Genomic DNA, 18,859 nt, shown 5'->3' on the forward strand with positions numbered 1-18,859 from the left:
ATGAAAACGCTGCTGATTATTGATGCCGGACTCGGACAGGCGCGCGCCTATATGGCGAAAACCCTGCTGGGCGCCGCCGCGCCAAAAGCGCACCTTGAACTGATTGATAACCCCAACGACGCCGAACTGGTGATTGTTCTCGGGTCGGCGCTGCCCACTGACAGCGCGCTGAACGGCAAACAGGTTTTCCTCGGCGATATTAATCGCGCCGTGGCGCACCCGGAGCTGTTCCTGAGCGAAGCCAAGGGCCATGCGACGCCGTACGCGGCGCCTGCCGCCGCGGCAGTCCCGGCGGCCACCAGCGGACCGAAACGTATTGTCGCGGTCACCGCCTGTCCGACCGGCGTCGCCCATACCTTTATGGCCGCTGAAGCCATTGAAACCGAAGCGAAAAAACGCGGATGGTGGGTGAAAGTGGAAACTCGCGGCTCCGTCGGCGCGGGCAATGCTATCACCCCGGAAGAGGTGGCCGAGGCGGATCTGGTGATCGTCGCCGCTGATATCGAAGTCGACCTGGCGAAATTCGCCGGCAAGCCGATGTATCGCACTACCACCGGTCTGGCGCTGAAGAAAACCGCCCAGGAGCTGGACAAAGCGGTGGTGGAAGCCAAACCGTACCAGCCTTCCGGGAAACCTCAGGCTGCTGGCGAAGGTAAAAAAGAGTCGGCGGGCGCCTACCGCCACCTGCTGACCGGCGTCTCCTACATGCTGCCGATGGTGGTGGCGGGCGGCCTGTGTATCGCGCTCTCCTTTGCCTTCGGGATCAAAGCGTTTGAAGTAAAAGACACTCTTGCGGCGGCGCTGATGCAAATCGGCGGCGGCTCGGCCTTCGCGCTGATGGTGCCGGTGCTGGCGGGCTTTATCGCCTTCTCTATTGCCGACCGTCCGGGTCTGACCCCGGGTCTTATCGGCGGTATGCTGGCGGTCAGCGGCGGCTCCGGCTTTATCGGCGGGATCATCGCCGGTTTCCTTGCCGGTTACGTGGCGAAAGCCATCAGCACTAAGCTGAAACTGCCGCAGAGTATGGAAGCGCTGAAGCCAATCCTGATCATTCCGCTGGTTTCCAGCCTGATCGTGGGCCTGGCGATGATCTACCTGATCGGTAAACCGGTCGCCGGTATCCTTGCCTGGCTGACCCACTGGCTGCAAACCATGGGCACCGCCAACGCGGTTCTGCTGGGCGCGATCCTCGGCGCGATGATGTGTACCGACATGGGCGGCCCGGTGAACAAAGCGGCCTATGCCTTCGGCGTTGGCCTGCTGAGTACCCAGACTTACGCGCCGATGGCGGCGATCATGGCGGCCGGTATGGTGCCTCCGCTGGCGATGGGTGTCGCGACGCTGGTTGCCCGCAATAAGTTTGACAAAGGGCAGCGGGAAGGGGGCAAAGCCGCGCTGGTTCTTGGCCTGTGCTTTATCTCTGAAGGGGCGATTCCTTTTGCCGCCCGTGACCCGATGCGCGTGCTGCCTTGCTGTATCGTCGGCGGCGCGGTAACCGGCGCTATCTCGATGGCAATTGGCGCAAAACTGATGGCGCCGCACGGCGGGCTGTTTGTTCTGCTGATCCCGGGGGCGATTACGCCAGTGCTGGGCTACCTGCTGGCGATTGTCGCCGGGACGCTGGTGGCGGGCCTCTCCTACGCGGTGCTGAAACGCCCGGAAGCGCAGGTAGCGGAAGTCGAAAAAGCGGCATAATCTCTCCGCAATAAAAAAGGGCCGACAGTTCGGCCCTTTTTTTATGTCTCTGTTTACGCCACTTCGGCGATCTGCTGCGCCCGCAGCCAGGCTATCTCTTCCGCCCAGATATCCGGGTTGATGGTTTCCAGAATCAGCGGAATACCGTCGAAGCGGCTGTCCTGCATGATCCAGCTGAAGCAGTCGTGGCCGATGTTGCCTTCCCCCAGACTATGGTGACGGTCAACCCGGCTGCCAAAGGCGCTCTTGGCATCGTTGAGGTGCATGCCGCGCAGATACTGAAAGCCGACGATACGCTCGAAGTCGGCAAAGGTCTTCTCGCAGGCTTCGGCGCTCCGCAGGTCGTAGCCGGCGGCGAAGGCGTGGCAGGTATCGATGCAGACGCCGACACGGGTTTTATCTTCCACGCCATCGATGATGGCCGCGAGATGCTCGAACTTAAAGCCGAGGTTGCTGCCCTGGCCGGCGGTGTTTTCGATCACGGCGGTGACGCCTTCGGTCTTGGCCAGCGCGATATTGATCGATTCGGCGATGCGCGCCAGGCACTCCTCCTCCGGGATCTGCTGCAGATGGCTGCCGGGGTGGAAGTTGAGCAGCGTCAGCCCCAGCTGCTGGCAGCGGGTCATCTCATCGATGAAGGCATCACGGGATTTTTCCAGCGCTTCTTCCACCGGATGGCCGAGGTTAATCAGGTAGCTGTCGTGCGGCAGGATCTGCCCGGGGCCAAAGTGATACTTTTCACAGGCGGCTTTGAATTCGGCGATGGTCTCGTCGCTGAGCGGCGCGGCGCGCCACTGGCGCTGGTTTTTGGTGAAGAGGGCGAAGGCGGTTGCTTCGATTTCGGCGGCGCGAATGGCGGCATTGGCCAGTCCACCTGAAGCGCTCACGTGCGCTCCTACGTATTTCATAAAAAAACTCCAGTTAAAGCCGCTGGGGGGTGGGTAATGATAGCGGCTTAACTGGAGAAAGATGTAGTGCTTTATGCCATCAGGCTGTGGATCGCGACGTTAATGGCCCCGCCGCCGACAATCAACCAGACGAACAGCATCAGCGCCATCAGCAGCGGTTTCGCCCCGGCTTTTTTCAGCGCGCTGACGTGAGTGGTCACCCCAAGAGCGGCCATGGCCATCGCCAGCAGGACGGTATCCAGCGTCACCAGCATATCCACGACCGCTTTCGGCAGCAGATGGAAGGAGTTAAACACTGCCACCAGGATGAACATAATGGCAAACCACGGAATGGTGATTTTGCTTTTCTCGCCGTTACCCGCCGGGGTCAGCTGTTTAACACGCGCCGCCAGGAACAGCAGGAACGGGGCCAGCATCATCACGCGCAGCATTTTAGCGATAACCGCGGCATTCTCCGCATCCGGGCTGACCGCATGGCCGGCGGCGACGACCTGCGCCACTTCATGCATGGTGGAACCCATATAGATCCCGTAGGTCTCCGGGGTAAACCAGTGCGCCAGCAGCGGGTACATCGCCGGGTAGAGGAAGATGGCGATGGTACCGAAGATCACCACCGTGGCGACGGCGACGGTCACTTTACTGGCTTCGGCTTTGACCACCGGCTCGCTGGCGAGCACAGCTGCAGCGCCGCAGATGCTGCTGCCGGCGCCGATCAGCCAGCTGGTGTGCTTATCGAGCCCAAACACTTTCTGGCCCAGGAAGCAGGCGATGAAAAAGGTGCTGGAGAGCGTCAGAACGTCAATCAAAATACCGCTCACGCCGACGTCGGCAATCTGGGCGAACGTCAGGCGGAAGCCGTAGAGGATGATCCCCAGGCGCAGCAGATGCTGTTTGGCGAAGATCACCCCGCCGTCGCAGGGTTGCCAGATTTTCGGATAGACCGTGTTACCGACGACCATCCCGAACAGGATAGCGAGGGTCAGGGCGCTGAAGCCCGCCCCGGCGATGGCCGGAAAGCTACCGGCCCACAGGGCGGCGCCGGTCAGGGCGGCGGTCAGCGCCAGGCCTGGGACAAAATGCCACAGGGAACGATGTTTGGTGGGTAAAGTGAGTGCTGTCATAACCTTCTCCTTTGTCTGCCTAAAGGTTACGCCGCGCGGGATTAAATATAAAATTGATTATATGTTTATAATCAATCGTAATAAGTGGTTAATGACCGCTTCGCCGGTGACAATGGGGCAGGGGAGTGAGGCGCGGAGGCGAGCTGTTCTTGTCAGCAAGACGATGATTTTGTGACGTAAGGGGATTTTCCTTCCATCAGCCGCCTCGATTTGTGTCACCATAGTAAGAAAGGTTATTCAGACTGGATTACTCAACGGGTGGGTTATGCATATTACGCTGCGGCAGCTGGAAGTGTTCGCCGAAGTCCACAAGAGTGGGTCGACCATTCAGGCGTCACAGATGCTGGCGCTTTCGCAATCTGCGGTCAGCGCCGCGCTGACCGATCTGGAAGGGCAGCTCGGCGTACAGCTGTTCGACCGCGTCGGCAAGCGGCTGGTGGTCAATGAGCATGGACGGCTGCTCTATCCGCGCGCCCTGGCGCTGCTGGAGCGGGCCCTGGAGATCGAGCAGCTGTTTCGCGGCGACAACGGGGCGATTCGGGTCTTCGCCAGCAGCACCATCGGCAACTATATTATGCCGGAGATCATTGCCCGCTATCGCCATGACTTCCCGGATCTGCCGGTTGAGCTGAGCGTGGGCAACAGCCTGGACGTGATCAACGCCGTTGCCGACCTGCGGGTGGATTTCGGTCTGATCGAGGGGCCGTGTCATGCCGCCGATATTATTGCCGAGCCGTGGCTGGAAGATGAGCTGGTGGTGTTTGCCGCGCCTGACTCGCCGCTGCTGGCGGGGGAGGTGACCCTGCAGCAACTGGCCGAGGCGCCGTGGATCCTGCGCGAGCATGGATCCGGCACCCGGGAGATTGTCGATTACGTTCTGCTGTCGCATCTGCCGGCGTTTCATCTGGGGATGGAGCTCGGCAACTCGGAGGCGATCAAACACGCGGTACGCCATGGGCTGGGGATCAGCTGCTTATCGCGGCGGGTGATTGCCGAACAGCTGGCCTCCGGCACGCTGGCGGAGCTGAAAGTGCCGCTGCCCCGGCTGACGCGCACGCTATGGCGGATCCACCACCGGCAGAAGCATATTTCCAAAGCATTACAACGTTTTCTGCAGTATTGCCAGGTGTAGCGATCCGGCTTTATCGCCTGATAATGGTGGGGGGAATTTGCTGGCAATTCCGCAGGTTAGTGCTTTACTAATAATTTGCGGTCGATCATGAAGCTCTCTTATAACTTTGCATTTGTACCGGATGGAACCCCGATCGTCTGCTACAATCGCGCCTCATTTTTTGGATGGATAGCATTATCACATGGTTTCGGAAACTAAAACCACAGAAGCGCCCACGCTACGTCGTGAACTGAAGGCGCGCCACTTGACCATGATCGCCATCGGCGGTTCCATCGGTACGGGTCTTTTTGTTGCCTCTGGCGCAACGATTTCGCAAGCAGGTCCCGGCGGGGCGCTGCTGTCTTATATTCTGATCGGTCTGATGGTCTATTTCCTGATGACCAGCCTGGGCGAACTGGCGGCGTTTATGCCGGTGTCCGGTTCCTTCGCCACCTACGGGCAGAATTATGTTGAAGAGGGCTTTGGCTTCGCGCTGGGCTGGAACTACTGGTACAACTGGGCGGTAACGATCGCCGTTGATCTGGTGGCCTCGCAGCTGGTGATGAGCTACTGGTTCCCTGACACCCCGGGCTGGATTTGGAGCGCCTTGTTCCTCGGCATTATGTTCCTGCTGAACTGGATCTCGGTGCGCGGCTTTGGCGAGGCGGAATACTGGTTCTCGCTGATCAAAGTGGCCACCGTCATTATCTTTATCATCGTCGGCGTGATGATGATTGTCGGCATCTTCAAAGGGGCGCAGCCTGCCGGCTGGAGCAACTGGGGGATCGCGGATGCGCCGTTTGCCGGCGGCTTCTCGGCGATGATCGGCGTGGCGATGATTGTCGGCTTCTCCTTCCAGGGCACCGAGCTTATCGGTATTGCCGCCGGTGAGTCTGAGAACCCGGAGAAGAACATTCCGCGCGCGGTGCGCCAGGTCTTCTGGCGTATCCTGCTGTTTTACGTCTTCGCGATCCTGATTATCAGCCTGATCATTCCATATACCGATCCGAGCCTGCTGCGCAACGACGTTAAAGATATCTCCGTCAGCCCGTTCACGCTGGTCTTCCAGCACGCCGGTCTGCTGTCGGCGGCGGCGATCATGAACGCCGTTATCCTGACGGCCGTTCTGTCGGCGGGTAACTCGGGGATGTACGCCTCTACGCGTATGCTGTATACCCTGGCCTGCGACGGCAAAGCGCCGCGCATCTTCTCGAAGCTGTCGCGTGGCGGCGTGCCGCGCAACGCCCTGTACGCGACCACCGTTATCGCGGCGCTGTGCTTCCTGACTTCAATGTTCGGTAACCAGACGGTGTACCTGTGGCTGCTGAACACCTCCGGGATGACGGGCTTTATCGCCTGGCTGGGGATTGCCATCAGCCACTACCGTTTCCGTCGCGGCTACGTCCTGCAGGGTAACGATCTCCATAACCTGCCATATCGTTCCGGGTTCTTCCCGCTGGGGCCGATCTTCGCCTTCGTGCTGTGCCTCATCATCACCCTGGGACAGAACTATGAAGCGTTCCTCAAGGACACCATTGACTGGGGCGGTGTGGCGGCGACCTACATCGGTATTCCGCTGTTCCTCGTCATCTGGTTTGGCTACAAACTGGCCAAAGGCACCCGCTTCGTTCGTTACAGCGATATGACCTTCCCGGACCGCTTTAAGCGTTAATCCCGGCGGTGATACAGCATAAGCCCTCTGATACAGAGGGCTTTTTTTATGTCCGCGCAGTTACAGCCTGACACAATTCTTCATAATTATATTGATAATAGAAATCATTATCTTTATCATTTCCGACCATTACGGATGAAGCCACTCCCCCGTCTCTGCCATGTGTACAGACTGACATCGGGCGACCAGCCACATCGACAAGAAAACAGCGAGTCTACCGCCGACAGAGCGGCAGGCCGCCAGCGCGTGTGAGCAGCACCTTTTTTGTTTGTTTGGTTGTACACCTCATGGAGATTTGGAATGTTCAGGTTAAACCCTTTTATCCGGGCGGGATTGTCTGCGTCCGTCGTATCGTTGGCGTTTCCGGCCCTGGCCGACGTGAATGAAGAAACGCTGGTGGTGACCGCCTCGGCGACTGAACAGAGCGTCAAAGACGCGCCAGCGAGCATCAGCGTCATCACTCAGCAGGATTTGCAGCGCAAGCCGGTCCAGAACCTGAAAGACGTACTGCGCGATGTGCCCGGGGTCCAGCTCACCAACGAAGGGGATAACCGCAAAGGCGTCAGCATCCGCGGTCTGAGCAGCAGCTATACCCTGATCCTGGTTGACGGCAAGCGCGTCAACTCGCGGAACGCCGTCTTCCGCCACAACGACTTCGACCTTAACTGGATCCCGGTGGATGCCATCGAACGTATCGAAGTGGTGCGCGGCCCGATGTCTTCCCTGTACGGCTCCGATGCGCTCGGCGGCGTGGTCAACATTATTACCAAAAAAATCGGCCAGAAATGGACCGGGACGCTGAGCGCTGATACCACCATCCAGGAGCACCGCGACCGCGGGGATACCTGGAACAGCCAGTTCTTCACCAGCGGCCCGCTGATCGACGGCGTGCTCGGGATGAAGGCCTACGGCAGCCTGGCGAAACGCGCCAAGGACGATCCGCAGTCCTCCAGCAATGCCACCGGCGAAACGCCGCGCATCGAGGGCTTCACCAGCCGCGATGGCAATGTTGAATTCGCCTGGACGCCGAACGACAGCCACGATTTCACCGCGGGCTATGGCTTTGACCGCCAGGATCGCGACTCCGATTCCCTTGACCGCAACCGCCTTGAGCGTGAGAACTACTCCCTGAGCCATAACGGCCGCTGGGATATGGGCAACAGCGAGCTCAAGTTCTACGGCGAAAAGGTGGATAACAAAAATCCGGGGCAGAACGGGACCATCACTTCGGAAAGCAATGCCATCGACGGCAAGTACGTTCTGCCGCTGGACATGATTAACCAGCTGGTGACCTTCGGCGGCGAATGGCGCCACGACAAGCTGAAAGATCCGGTCAACCTGAGCAGCGGCGGTCAGTCAACGTCGGCCAGCCAGTACGCCCTGTTTATTGAAGACGAATGGCGCATCATCGAGCCGCTGGCGCTGACCACCGGCATTCGTATGGACGACCATCAGACCTATGGCGATCACTGGAGCCCGCGCGCCTATCTGGTGTATAACGCCACCGATACCGTCACCGTTAAAGGCGGCTGGGCGACGGCGTTTAAAGCCCCGTCCCTGCTGCAGCTTAATCCCGACTGGACCACCAACTCCTGCCGCGGCTCGTGCAGCATCGTTGGTAACCCGGATCTAAAACCGGAAACCAGCGAAAGCTTCGAGCTCGGTCTCTACTACCGCGGGGAAGAGGGCTGGCTTGAAAATGTCGAAGGCAGCATCACCACCTTCCAGAATAATGTCGACGACATGATCGATGTTCTGCGCACCTCCAGCGCCAGCGAAGCGCCGGGCTACCCGAACTTTGTCGGCTGGAAAACCGTCAACGGCAAGCGCGTGCCGATCTTCCGCTATTTCAACGTCAACAAAGCGCGCATCAAAGGGGTGGAGACCGAGGTGAAGATCCCGTTTGGCGATGAGTGGAAGCTGACGGTGAACTACACCTACAACGATGGTCGCGATCTGAGCAACGGCGGCGACAAACCGCTGCAGACGCTGCCGTTCCATACCGCCAACGGCACGCTCGACTGGAAACCGCTGGATGACTGGTCCTTCTACGTGACGGCCAACTATACTGGCCAGCAGCGCGCGGTGAGCGCCACCGGCAAAACGCCGGGCGGCTATACCCTGTTTGACGTCGGCGCGGCGTGGCAGGTCACCAAGAATGTGAAACTGCGCTCCGGGGTGCAGAACGTGGGCGATAAAGATCTCAGCCGGGACGACTACAGCTATACCGAAGAGGGCCGTCGCTACTTTATGGCGGTGGATTATCGCTTCTGATTGCCGGCGCTAAAACGCGTCCTGTAGGCCTGAACATGCGCCGCGATGCAGCTTCGCGGCGCATTTGCGTTTAGCCAAAGAGATGCTGCGCATGGAAGCGCAAATGGTCTTCAATAAACGAGGCAATGAAGTAGTAGCTGTGGTCGTAACCGGGCTGGATGCGCAGCGTTAACGGCCAGGCCTTCTGCCGCGCGACCTCCGCCAGTACCGCCGGCTGCAACTGTCCGGCAAGGAATGGATCGCTGTCGCCCTGATCGATAAGCGTCGGCACAGCGTCCGCCGGCTGGCTGGCCTGCATCAGGGCGCAGCTGTCCCAGGCGTGCCATGTCGATTCATCGGCGCCGAGATAGGCGGTAAACGCTTTCTTACCCCACGGCACCTGGGAGGGATTGACGATCGGCGCGAAGGCGGAGACGCTGACGTAGCGGCCGGGATTGTTGAGCGCCATGATAAGCGCGCCGTGACCGCCCATCGAGTGGCCGCTGATGGCGCAGCGGTCGCCGATGCTAAACTCGCTGCGGATAATCGCGGGCAGTTCGTCGCGCAGGTAATCGTACATTCGGTAGTGCGCCGCCCAGGGCGCCTGGGTGGCGTTCAGGTAGAAGCCGGCGCCTTGCCCCAGATCGTAACTGTCGTCGTTGGCCACCTCGTCACCGCGCGGGCTGGTATCCGGCATCACCAGCGCGATGCCCAGCTCGGCGGCAATGCGCTGCGCGCCCGCCTTGGTGGTAAAGTTTTCATCGTTACAGGTCAGCCCGGACAGCCAGTACAGCACCGGCGGCGGCGTTTCGCGCTCAGGCGGTAAAAAAATGCTGAACGTCATGGCGCAGTTCAGGACAGGGGAGTGATGACGCCAGCGTTGTTGCCGGCCGTCAAAACAGCGATGCTCTTCAAGCAGTTCCATGCAAGGCTCCTCGGAAGGGGTGTGCGCGTAAACGTTCATAATACAGATATTTCATTAGCCGGTGAGCAACTTTCACTTTCTCCTTTTGAGAACTTACTGCATCATTAATGCAACTTATAGCCAACATGCCGGTGTAGCGATGGCGCTTATGGATGCGTACAGCGGTTGGATCATTCCGGATTCGGCGGTAGGGATTTGGCGCCGCGCTTGAGGCGAGACTTCGCGCCTTAATAAAAGGCAGCGCCAATTTCAATAATTATCGTTACGGCTACTGGATTCTGTGCGCCGCCTCACGCACAATGAATACAAACTTTGCCCCCAGAAAAAGCAAAGAGCGCCACACCTGCAGGAGAAACCCAAATGTCATCACTGAGTAAAGAAGCCGTCCTCGTTCATGAAGCGCTGGTCGCTCGTGGGCTGGAGACGCCGATGCGTGCGCCAGTACAAGAAATTGATAACGAAACACGCAAGCGTTTGATTACCGGTCATATGACCGAGATTATGCAACTGCTGAATCTGGATCTGAGTGATGACAGTCTGATGGAGACCCCGCATCGCATCGCCAAAATGTATGTCGATGAGATCTTCTCCGGACTGGATTATTCTCGCTTCCCGAAAATCACCGTCATTGAAAACAAAATGAAGGTCGATGAAATGGTCACTGTACGCGATATCACCCTGACCAGCACCTGTGAACACCATTTCGTCACCATCGATGGTAAAGCGACGGTAGCCTATATCCCGAAAGATTCGGTGATCGGCCTGTCGAAAATCAACCGTATCGTGCAGTTTTTCGCCCAGCGTCCGCAGGTCCAGGAGCGTCTGACGCAGCAGATCCTGATTGCGCTGCAGACGCTGCTCGGCACCAGCAACGTGGCGGTATCCATTGACGCGGTGCATTACTGCGTGAAAGCGCGCGGCATCCGCGACGCGACCAGCGCCACTACTACCACCTCCCTCGGTGGCCTGTTCAAATCCAGCCAGAATACCCGCCAGGAATTCCTGCGCGCAGTACGTCACCACAGCTAAAACGGAGCAGGGTACATGGAGAGAAATGTCACGCTGGACTTTGTCCGCGGCGTCGCCATCCTCGGTATCCTGCTTCTCAATATCAGCGCCTTCGGCTTGCCGAAGGCCGCTTACCTCAATCCGGCCTGGTCAGGAAGCGCGACCCTCGGCGATACCTGGACCTGGGCGCTTCTCGACCTGCTGGCGCAGGTGAAATTTCTCACCCTGTTCGCGCTGCTGTTTGGCGCCGGTCTGCAGCTTCTGCTCCCCCGCGGAAAACGCTGGATCCAGTCGCGCCTGACCCTGCTGGCGCTGCTTGGTTTCATTCACGGTCTTTTCTTCTGGGATGGCGATATTCTGCTGGCCTACGCCCTGGTGGGGCTGGTGAGCTGGCGCATGGTGCGCGAGGCGCAGCATGTCAAATCGCTGTTCAACACCGGGGTGGTGCTCTACCTCACCGGCATTGCGGTGCTGGTCCTGCTGGGGATGATCTCCGGACCCGCAGCCAATCGCTCCTGGGTCCCGGACGCGGCCAATCTGCAGTATGAGCAGTACTGGAAGCTGCACGGCGGCATGGAGGCGGTCAGCAACCGGGCGGATATGCTGTCGGACAATCTGCTGGCGCTCGGCGCGCAGTATGGCTGGCAGCTGGCTGGGATGATGCTGATAGGCGCGGCGCTGATGCGCAGCGGCTGGCTGAAAGGGCAGTTCAGCCAGCGTCACTATCGGCGCACCGGCGTGCTGCTGGTGGCGGCCGGGATGGCGGTGAATGTGCCGGCCATCGTCGCCCAGTGGTATCTGGCCTGGGACTATCGCTGGTGCGCGTTTTTACTGCAGGCGCCGCGTGAACTGAGCGCCCCGCTGCAGGCTATCGGCTATGCCTCGCTGGCCTGGGGCTACTGGCCGCAGCTCTGCCGTTTCCGCCTGGTGGGGGCTATCGCCTGCGTTGGACGCATGGCGCTGACCAACTATTTGCTGCAGACCCTGATCTGCACCACCCTGTTTTATCATCTCGGGCTGTTTATGCGCTTCGATCGTCTGCAGCTGCTGGCCTTTGTTCCCCCCATCTGGGCCGTAAACCTCCTTCTGTCATCACTCTGGCTGCGTCGCTTCCGCCAGGGGCCGGTGGAATGGCTGTGGCGTCAGTTAACCCTGCGTGCGTCAGGGACATCATTGAAAGATACATCCAGATAACGATCTCGATCACAATCATTAACAAAACGGATGTAAACGTTTCCAGCCGTGTGACCTCACTCACGTAGCGGACCGCGGGTCGCTGCCAGAATAGCCTCCTTGCTGAGCACAGGAGGTGAATGTGACGTGCTGTAATTCTCTTAAGGTCGCTGAGTATGATCACTATTCGTGATGTCGCCCGCCAGGCGGGCGTATCCGTGGCCACCGTGTCGCGGGTGCTGAACAACAGCGCGCTGGTGAGTCCGGATACGCGCGACGTCGTGATGAAAGCGGTGACCCAGCTGGGCTACCGGCCAAACGCCAATGCCCAGGCGCTGGCCACCCAGGTCAGCGATACCATCGGCGTGGTGGTGATGGACGTCTCCGATGCCTTCTTCGGCGCGCTGGTGAAAGCGGTGGATACCGTCGCCCAGCAGCATCAGAAGTATGTGCTGATCGGCAACAGCTATCACGAGGCGGAAAAAGAGCGCCACGCCATCGAGGTGCTGATCCGCCAGCGCTGCTCGGCGCTGATCGTCCATTCGAAAGCGCTCAGCGATGCTGAACTGAGCGACTTTATGCAACATATCCCGGGGATGGTGCTGATCAACCGCATCGTGCCGGGCTTTGCCCATCGCTGCGTGGGTCTCGACAACGTCAGCGGCGCGCTGATGGCTACCCGCATGCTGCTCAATCACGGCCACCAGCGCATCGGCTATCTCTCCTCAAATCACGGCATTGAAGACGACGATATGCGCCGGGAAGGGTGGAGCAAAGCGCTGCAGGAGCAGGGCATCATCGCCCCGGACAGCTGGGTCGGGTCCGGCTCCCCGGACATGCAGGGCGGCGAAGCGGCGATGGTCGAACTGCTGGGGCGGAATCTCGGCCTCACCGCCGTGTTCGCCTATAACGACAGCATGGCGGCCGGCGCGCTGACAACGCTAAAGGATAACGGCATTGTCGTGCCGCAGCATCTATCGCTGATTGGCTTTGATGATATTCCTATTTCCCGTTACACCGATCCTCAACTGACCACCGTGCGCTATCCGGTGATGTCGATGGCGAAGCTGGCCACCGAGCTGGCGCTGCTGGGGGCGGCCGGCAAGCTGGATCGCGAGGCGACGCACTGCTTTATGCCGACCCTGGTGCGCCGTCACTCCGTTGCCCAGCGGCAAACTGTGGGGCCGATCACTAACTGAAGCGGCAGCGGGATGTAACCGCTTTCAATTTGTGAGTAAATTCACAGTATATTAACATTCGCCTGATTATGATGGCAGCGTTTACCAGTCTGAACCACAAGGTGAGGGGAAATCCTCACTTTTACTATTAGGAACAAGGCGTTAAACGAGTATTAGAGTCGTATTTTCCTGGAGCGTTACCCGACACGGAAGACCGAATTTTCGTCGTGAAATGCGTTGTGCGGTAACACTAATGCAACAAGTCCCGCCCGCACTTTTCACAAAAATGACCCTGCATAATAAAACCGGAGATTCCATGAATAAGAAGGTGTTTACCCTCTCTGCTGTAATGGCTGGTCTGTTATTTGGCGCCGCAGCACACGCAGCAGATACCCGTATCGGCGTGACGATTTATAAATATGACGACAACTTTATGTCGGTGGTGCGTAAGGCGATTGAAAAAGATGGCAAATCCGCGCCTGACGTCCAGCTGCTGATGAATGACTCGCAGAACGACCAGTCGAAACAAAACGATCAGATTGACGTGCTGCTGGCGAAAGGCGTGAAAGCCCTGGCGATCAACCTGGTTGACCCGGCTGCGGCGGGAACGGTCATCGAAAAAGCGCGCGGGCAGAATATTCCGGTGGTGTTCTTCAACAAAGAGCCTTCCCGTAAAGCGCTGGATAGTTATGACAAGGCTTACTACGTCGGTACCGACTCGAAAGAGTCCGGGATTATTCAGGGCGATCTGATCGCCAAGCACTGGAAAGCAAACCCGAACTGGGATCTGAATAAAGACGGCCAGATCCAGTACGTCCTGCTGAAAGGCGAGCCGGGCCATCCGGATGCGGAAGCACGTACCACCTACGTTATCAAAGAGTTGAACGATAAAGGTCTGAAGACCCAGCAGCTGCAGATGGACACCGCTATGTGGGATACCGCCCAGGCGAAAGACAAAATGGACGCCTGGCTCTCCGGCCCGAATGCGAACAAGATTGAAGTGGTGATCGCCAACAATGACGCCATGGCGATGGGTGCGGTTGAAGCGCTGAAAGCGCACAACAAGAGCAGCATTCCGGTGTTCGGCGTTGACGCCCTGCCGGAAGCCCTGGCGCTGGTGAAATCCGGCGCGATGGCCGGTACCGTGCTGAACGATGCTAACAACCAGGCGAAAGCGACCTTCGAGCTGGCGAAAAACCTTGCCGACGGAAAAGAGGCGGCGGCAGGCACCAACTGGAAAATTGACAACAAGATTGTTCGCGTCCCCTACGTGGGGGTCGATAAAGACAACCTGAGCCAGTTTACCGGCAAATAATCGTGATGTGAGTTGCGGGCGTGGGTTATCCACGCCCGATTATTCCTGATACAGAACCAGACTCCTGCTGGCGTTATTGCGCCGGACGGGGCGTGCATGAACGCAGCCAGGTATAACTATGGTCAGCAATAATAGCGAACGGTCAGGCGAATATTTGTTGGAGATGACCAACATCAACAAATCGTTTCCTGGCGTCAAGGCTCTTGATAATGTCAACCTGAAGGTTCGTCCGCACTCCATTCATGCGTTAATGGGTGAGAACGGCGCCGGAAAATCGACATTATTAAAATGCCTTTTTGGGATCTATCAAAAAGATTCCGGCAGCATTCTTTTTCAGGGAAAAGAGATCGATTTCCATTCGGCGAAAGAAGCCCTGGAAAACGGTATTTCGATGGTGCATCAGGAATTAAACCTGGTCTTACAGCGTTCGGTCATGGACAACATGTGGCTCGGCCGCTATCCCACCAAAGGCATGTTTGTCGATCAGGACAAAATGTACCGGGATACCAAGGCTATTTTTGATGAGCTGGATATTGATATCGATCCGCGCGCCCGCGTCGGGACTTTATCGGTATCTCAGATGCAGATGATTGAGATCGCGAAGGCGTTTTCCTATGACGCCAAAATCGTCATCATGGACGAGCCGACGTCATCGCTGACGGAGAAAGAGGTCAACCATCTGTTCAAGATCATCCGCAAGCTGAAAGATCGCGGCTGCGGTATCGTCTATATCTCGCACAAAATGGAAGAGATTTTCCAGCTGTGCGATGAAATTACCATCCTGCGCGACGGCCAGTGGATCGCTACCCAGCCGCTGGAAGGGCTGGATATGGACAAGATCATCGCCATGATGGTCGGGCGTTCGCTCAATCAGCGCTTCCCGGATCGTGAAAACACCCCGGGGGAAGTCATCCTCCAGGTGCGCAATCTCACCTCCCTGCGCCAGCCCTCCATTCGCGATGTCTCCTTCGACCTGCATAAGGGCGAAATTCTCGGTATCGCCGGTCTGGTGGGCGCGAAGCGTACCGACATCGTGGAGACCCTGTTCGGGATCCGTGAGAAGGCCAGCGGCACCATTACCCTGCACGGGAAGAAGATCAACAACCACAGCGCCAATGAGGCGATTAACCACGGTTTTGCGCTGGTAACCGAGGAGCGGCGCTCCACCGGAATTTACGCCTATCTGGACATCGGTTTTAACTCGCTGATCTCCAATATTAAGAAATATAAAAACAGCGTCGGCTTGCTGGATAACTCGCGGATGAAGAGCGATACCCAATGGGTGATTGACTCCATGCGCGTTAAAACCCCCGGCCAGCATACGCAGATTGGTTCGCTTTCCGGTGGTAACCAACAAAAGGTCATTATTGGCCGCTGGCTGCTGACCCAGCCGGAGATCCTGATGCTGGACGAGCCGACGCGCGGTATCGACGTCGGCGCCAAATTCGAGATCTATCAGCTGATTGCCGAGCTGGCTAAAAAAGATAAAGGGATCATTATTATTTCTTCCGAAATGCCGGAACTGCTGGGGATTACCGACCGCATTCTGGTAATGAGCAACGGCCTGGTCGCGGGCATTGTTGAGACTAAAACCACCACGCAAAACGAAATACTGCGTCTTGCGTCATTGCACCTTTAAGATCAGGGGCTTCACATGAGTGCGTTAAATAAAAAGAGTTTTCTCACTTACCTGAAAGAGGGTGGGATATATGTCGTCCTTCTGGTCCTGTTGGCCATTATTATTTTCCAGGATCCGACATTTTTAAGTCTGCTCAACCTGAGTAATATTCTGACCCAGTCCTCGGTGCGTATTATTATTGCCCTCGGCGTGGCCGGGCTTATCGTCACGCAGGGCACGGACCTCTCCGCCGGTCGGCAGGTGGGACTGGCTGCAGTGATTGCCGCCACCATGCTGCAGGCGGTGGATAATGCCAACAAGGTGTTCCCGGATATGGCGACCATGCCGATCCCACTGGTCATCCTGCTGGTATGCGCCATCGGGGCGGTCATCGGGCTGATTAACGGGATCGTCATTGCCTATCTGAACGTAACGCCGTTTATTACCACTCTCGGGACCATGATCATCGTCTACGGCATTAACTCGCTGTACTACGATTTCGTGGGCGCGTCGCCGATCTCCGGCTTCGACAGTCACTTCTCCCATTTCGCGCAGGGGTTTGTGGCGCTGGGCTCGTTCCGCCTGTCCTACATTACCTTCTACGCGCTGATTGCCGTCTTCTTTGTCTGGATCCTGTGGAACAAGACGCGCTTTGGCAAAAACATTTTCGCTATCGGCGGTAACCCGGAAGCGGCGAAAGTCTCCGGGGTTAACGTGGCGTTGAACCTGCTGATGATCTATGCCCTCTCCGGGGTGTTCTACGCCTTCGGCGGCCTGCTGGAAGCCGGTCGTATCGGCTCGGCGACCAATAACCTCGGCTTTATGTACGAACTGGACGCCATCGCCGCCTGCGTGGTGGGCGGTGTATCGTTCAGCGGCGGGGTAGGGACCGTATTCGGCGTGGTGACAGGGGTAATTATCTTCACCGTGATCAACTATGGCCTGACCTACATTGGCGTCAACCCTTACTGGCAGTACATCATCAAGGGGGCGATCATTATCTTCGCCGTGGCGCTGGATTCCCTGAAATACGCCCGTAAGAAATAAGATTGAACGCATCAAAAACCCGCGCCTGGCGCGGGTTTTTACTATTTAAATAGAGAAGAAATGAGTGTTTTAGAAATAGGGACGAGTCCTGTTTCAAGGCCAAACGGCTTAAAGATTTTATTAATGATCTCAGCAGAATAATTGCCTTTATCATTTTCCACATCAGATAAGGTCTTACGAGAGACATCCACTAGCCGGGCATATTCATCCTGGCGTAAACCCAGAACTTCTACTCTCAGTTTTTTCAGGGCCTCTCCCTGGCTGATGGCACCTAGCATGATGTCATGGATAATGGCGTGAATGACCGCCTGACGATCGATCGTTTTGACTTTTTTTAAACCAGTCGAGACGCGTTGTCTGCTTATCTCTGAACGAGCTTTTTTTTCCGTAGCCGTTACCTCGGTGGCGGGTAGGGATGGTGGGTTCTCCGCCCGCAGCCTGGCTAAGGTATTTTGGATTTCTGTTTCTTTTTTATTCAGGGTCTTCATAACAGCCCCCAGCGAGCGAGTTTGTCAGGTATAAATTTAAAACCAATTGATGGCATTTCCAGAATCTGAACAGGAACGCCGCGTGCTTTAAGACGGGATGGTAAATCAATGAGTTGAGATGCGGTTTCTCTTAAAGCATTAAGCAATGTGTCAGGGGCGATCCATTCAGCCAAAGCTTGTGCGATGGCGCCAAAGTTGTATTCGCCTCCTGATTCGCAGGCTAATGACCACTTCATCGTGCGCGGTATACCTTCCGGGTCGGCTTTCATTGGTGCAAAATCGTAGATTGGCGCAAGGGTAATTTCATTATCTGCTTTCATAAATGCAGTATTACGTCCATGGTTATCACTATTGCCAAAAATAATGTTTAATAAGTCTCGACGTACCCAATCTATGATAAATCCTTGAACATCAAAGCGATAATTCTGTACTCTTACCATATGACTGGATGTGATCTTTTCGATCAGGATCCGCAGCGTGGTTTTATGATCGAGTATCGTCGCTGGCGCTTTTTGTAACAGAGAATAGACTGACTCCATTCCCAATCTCATTATCCGGCCATCACCGTCTCTTCTGATATCAAATCGCGGCAACCAGAGAGAGGGATAATGTAGCCCCTCCTCAAGACGCATATTATCGACAGGAATAGTCGAAAAGCCCATGGCGGTGAGTTCATGGTAGTAATGAAATTCGGCGCGTAAAATATTACAGTCCACTTCGCTTCTGCTGCCTCGCGGATACTTCACCAGGTAATAAAGATCGTCAGAGCCTGGTTCGTTTTGCCAGGTATCGATCCAGATTTCTTGCCTCTTACTACAGCGCAGCAGCAGTTTCGGCGCTTCGCCGCCAGCACCTGTAGCCCCTCCTGCTGCGGCTCCTCGTTCCTGGGCATAGTCGAGAAAATCACTGGCACGATTCATGACATCAGTGACAGAGAACGTTTTACTGCTTGCCAGACTATCCCAGTCCGGCACCGAGTCTTTAATGCGTAAATTTCCCACTGGCGACATCGTGCCGAATTTGAGCAAGATGAAATTCTGTTGGCCCTGAGGAAGTTCACTGATATCTAAAAAGTTAACCCAGTAACGTCGGCTGGCGCCGCTTGGAATGATATCGTCTATAAATCTTAACCATCCAGGATTTCCGTGATCCTCAAAATAAAGCGAAACGGGGTGGTTGAGCGACACGGCGTGATAGTCATCGCGTTCCAGAAAGTCGATGGCGTAATCGGTAAGATAGTCGATTTGTGTTGTAAACCAGTCCCCTTGCTCACTACCGGGGAATTTTATCAACGCAATGTCTTGCCACTCCGCATTGAGAAAGGCTTGTACCGTTAATGTTTCCATC

Annotated in this window: 15 protein-coding genes; 10 read left to right on the forward strand and 5 right to left on the reverse strand. The window is 56.8% G+C overall.

The window, feature by feature from the left end; genetic code table 11:
* The gene (gene fruA / locus KHQ24_RS20070) at positions 1 to 1,695 is read left to right on the forward strand and encodes a PTS fructose transporter subunit IIBC (RefSeq protein ID WP_004201641.1); all 1,695 of its coding nucleotides are present in this window, start codon (positions 1 to 3) and stop codon (positions 1,693 to 1,695) included.
* Positions 1,696 to 1,748: 53 nt separating this feature from the next.
* Here fruA and nfo read toward each other — a convergent pair whose 3' ends face one another.
* Positions 1,749 to 2,603, reverse strand: a complete 855-nt coding sequence (gene nfo / locus KHQ24_RS20075; protein WP_023318749.1) for a deoxyribonuclease IV — start codon at positions 2,601 to 2,603, stop codon at positions 1,749 to 1,751.
* Positions 2,604 to 2,674: 71 nt separating this feature from the next.
* On the reverse strand, positions 2,675 to 3,724 hold the full coding sequence (locus KHQ24_RS20080; protein WP_004201639.1) for a YeiH family protein: 1,050 nt from the start codon (positions 3,722 to 3,724) through the stop codon (positions 2,675 to 2,677).
* Between the two features lie 265 nt (positions 3,725 to 3,989).
* Between KHQ24_RS20080 and yieE the strand changes: the two genes are divergently transcribed.
* From yieE to cirA, 3 genes are all read left to right on the forward strand, one after another.
* Entirely contained in the window at positions 3,990 to 4,856 is an 867-nt protein-coding gene (gene yieE, locus KHQ24_RS20085) for a DNA-binding transcriptional regulator YeiE (RefSeq protein WP_211777432.1), read from the forward strand.
* Between the two features lie 181 nt (positions 4,857 to 5,037).
* Entirely contained in the window at positions 5,038 to 6,507 is a 1,470-nt protein-coding gene (locus KHQ24_RS20090) for an amino acid permease (protein WP_053810130.1), read from the forward strand.
* Positions 6,508 to 6,807: 300 nt separating this feature from the next.
* Positions 6,808 to 8,781, forward strand: a complete 1,974-nt coding sequence (gene cirA, locus KHQ24_RS20095) for a catecholate siderophore receptor CirA (protein ID WP_211777433.1) — start codon at positions 6,808 to 6,810, stop codon at positions 8,779 to 8,781.
* Positions 8,782 to 8,851: 70 nt separating this feature from the next.
* Here cirA and fghA read toward each other — a convergent pair whose 3' ends face one another.
* The gene (fghA, locus tag KHQ24_RS20100) at positions 8,852 to 9,685 is read right to left on the reverse strand and encodes an S-formylglutathione hydrolase (protein ID WP_004201634.1); all 834 of its coding nucleotides are present in this window, start codon (positions 9,683 to 9,685) and stop codon (positions 8,852 to 8,854) included.
* A 360-nt stretch (positions 9,686 to 10,045) separates the two neighbouring features.
* Between fghA and folE the strand changes: the two genes are divergently transcribed.
* From folE to mglC, 6 genes are all read left to right on the forward strand, one after another.
* Positions 10,046 to 10,714 (forward strand): GTP cyclohydrolase I FolE, encoded by a 669-nt coding sequence (folE, locus tag KHQ24_RS20105; protein WP_004201633.1) that lies wholly within the window; start codon positions 10,046 to 10,048, stop codon positions 10,712 to 10,714.
* Positions 10,715 to 10,729: 15 nt separating this feature from the next.
* Entirely contained in the window at positions 10,730 to 11,887 is a 1,158-nt protein-coding gene (yeiB, locus tag KHQ24_RS20110) for a DUF418 domain-containing protein YeiB (protein ID WP_004201630.1), read from the forward strand.
* 155 nt (positions 11,888 to 12,042) lie between these two features.
* A complete protein-coding gene (gene galS, locus KHQ24_RS20115) occupies positions 12,043 to 13,065 on the forward strand; it encodes an HTH-type transcriptional regulator GalS (RefSeq protein WP_017899327.1) in 1,023 nt (340 codons plus the stop codon).
* Between the two features lie 295 nt (positions 13,066 to 13,360).
* Positions 13,361 to 14,359 carry a galactose/glucose ABC transporter substrate-binding protein MglB gene (mglB, locus tag KHQ24_RS20120; RefSeq protein ID WP_004201626.1) on the forward strand — a complete coding sequence of 333 codons (999 nt, stop codon included), beginning with the start codon at positions 13,361 to 13,363 and terminating at the stop codon, positions 14,357 to 14,359.
* 118 nt (positions 14,360 to 14,477) lie between these two features.
* Positions 14,478 to 15,998, forward strand: coding sequence for a galactose/methyl galactoside ABC transporter ATP-binding protein MglA (mglA, locus tag KHQ24_RS20125; RefSeq protein ID WP_004201625.1), 1,521 nt, complete (start codon positions 14,478 to 14,480; stop codon positions 15,996 to 15,998).
* Positions 15,999 to 16,013: 15 nt separating this feature from the next.
* Positions 16,014 to 17,024 carry a galactose/methyl galactoside ABC transporter permease MglC gene (mglC, locus tag KHQ24_RS20130; RefSeq protein ID WP_002912871.1) on the forward strand — a complete coding sequence of 337 codons (1,011 nt, stop codon included), beginning with the start codon at positions 16,014 to 16,016 and terminating at the stop codon, positions 17,022 to 17,024.
* A gap of 41 nt (positions 17,025 to 17,065) precedes the next feature.
* Here the strand turns inward: mglC and KHQ24_RS20135 are convergent, their stop codons facing one another.
* Both KHQ24_RS20135 and KHQ24_RS20140 read right to left on the reverse strand, forming a co-directional pair.
* Complete coding sequence (locus tag KHQ24_RS20135; RefSeq protein ID WP_064178387.1) at positions 17,066 to 17,512, reverse strand: helix-turn-helix transcriptional regulator; 447 nt, start codon at positions 17,510 to 17,512, stop codon at positions 17,066 to 17,068.
* On the reverse strand, positions 17,509 to 18,858 hold the full coding sequence (locus KHQ24_RS20140) for a type II toxin-antitoxin system HipA family toxin (protein WP_211777434.1): 1,350 nt from the start codon (positions 18,856 to 18,858) through the stop codon (positions 17,509 to 17,511). The genes KHQ24_RS20135 and KHQ24_RS20140 overlap by 4 nt, the downstream gene beginning before the upstream one ends.
* Position 18,859 lies beyond the last annotated feature (1 nt).

The organism is Klebsiella sp. 54, assembly GCF_018223875.1.
Taxonomy (GTDB): domain Bacteria; phylum Pseudomonadota; class Gammaproteobacteria; order Enterobacterales; family Enterobacteriaceae; genus Klebsiella; species Klebsiella quasipneumoniae.

Coding starts and splice junctions, on each gene's coding strand:
- fruA (WP_004201641.1), top strand. CDS start 1: ATGAAAACGCTGCTGATTATTGATGCCGGACTCGGACAGGCGCGCGCC.
- nfo (WP_023318749.1), bottom strand. CDS start 2,603: ATGAAATACGTAGGAGCGCACGTGAGCGCTTCAGGTGGACTGGCCAAT.
- KHQ24_RS20080 (WP_004201639.1), bottom strand. CDS start 3,724: ATGACAGCACTCACTTTACCCACCAAACATCGTTCCCTGTGGCATTTT.
- yieE (WP_211777432.1), top strand. CDS start 3,990: ATGCATATTACGCTGCGGCAGCTGGAAGTGTTCGCCGAAGTCCACAAG.
- KHQ24_RS20090 (WP_053810130.1), top strand. CDS start 5,038: ATGGTTTCGGAAACTAAAACCACAGAAGCGCCCACGCTACGTCGTGAA.
- cirA (WP_211777433.1), top strand. CDS start 6,808: ATGTTCAGGTTAAACCCTTTTATCCGGGCGGGATTGTCTGCGTCCGTC.
- fghA (WP_004201634.1), bottom strand. CDS start 9,685: ATGGAACTGCTTGAAGAGCATCGCTGTTTTGACGGCCGGCAACAACGC.
- folE (WP_004201633.1), top strand. CDS start 10,046: ATGTCATCACTGAGTAAAGAAGCCGTCCTCGTTCATGAAGCGCTGGTC.
- yeiB (WP_004201630.1), top strand. CDS start 10,730: ATGGAGAGAAATGTCACGCTGGACTTTGTCCGCGGCGTCGCCATCCTC.
- galS (WP_017899327.1), top strand. CDS start 12,043: ATGATCACTATTCGTGATGTCGCCCGCCAGGCGGGCGTATCCGTGGCC.
- mglB (WP_004201626.1), top strand. CDS start 13,361: ATGAATAAGAAGGTGTTTACCCTCTCTGCTGTAATGGCTGGTCTGTTA.
- mglA (WP_004201625.1), top strand. CDS start 14,478: ATGGTCAGCAATAATAGCGAACGGTCAGGCGAATATTTGTTGGAGATG.
- mglC (WP_002912871.1), top strand. CDS start 16,014: ATGAGTGCGTTAAATAAAAAGAGTTTTCTCACTTACCTGAAAGAGGGT.
- KHQ24_RS20135 (WP_064178387.1), bottom strand. CDS start 17,512: ATGAAGACCCTGAATAAAAAAGAAACAGAAATCCAAAATACCTTAGCC.
- KHQ24_RS20140 (WP_211777434.1), bottom strand. CDS start 18,858: ATGGAAACATTAACGGTACAAGCCTTTCTCAATGCGGAGTGGCAAGAC.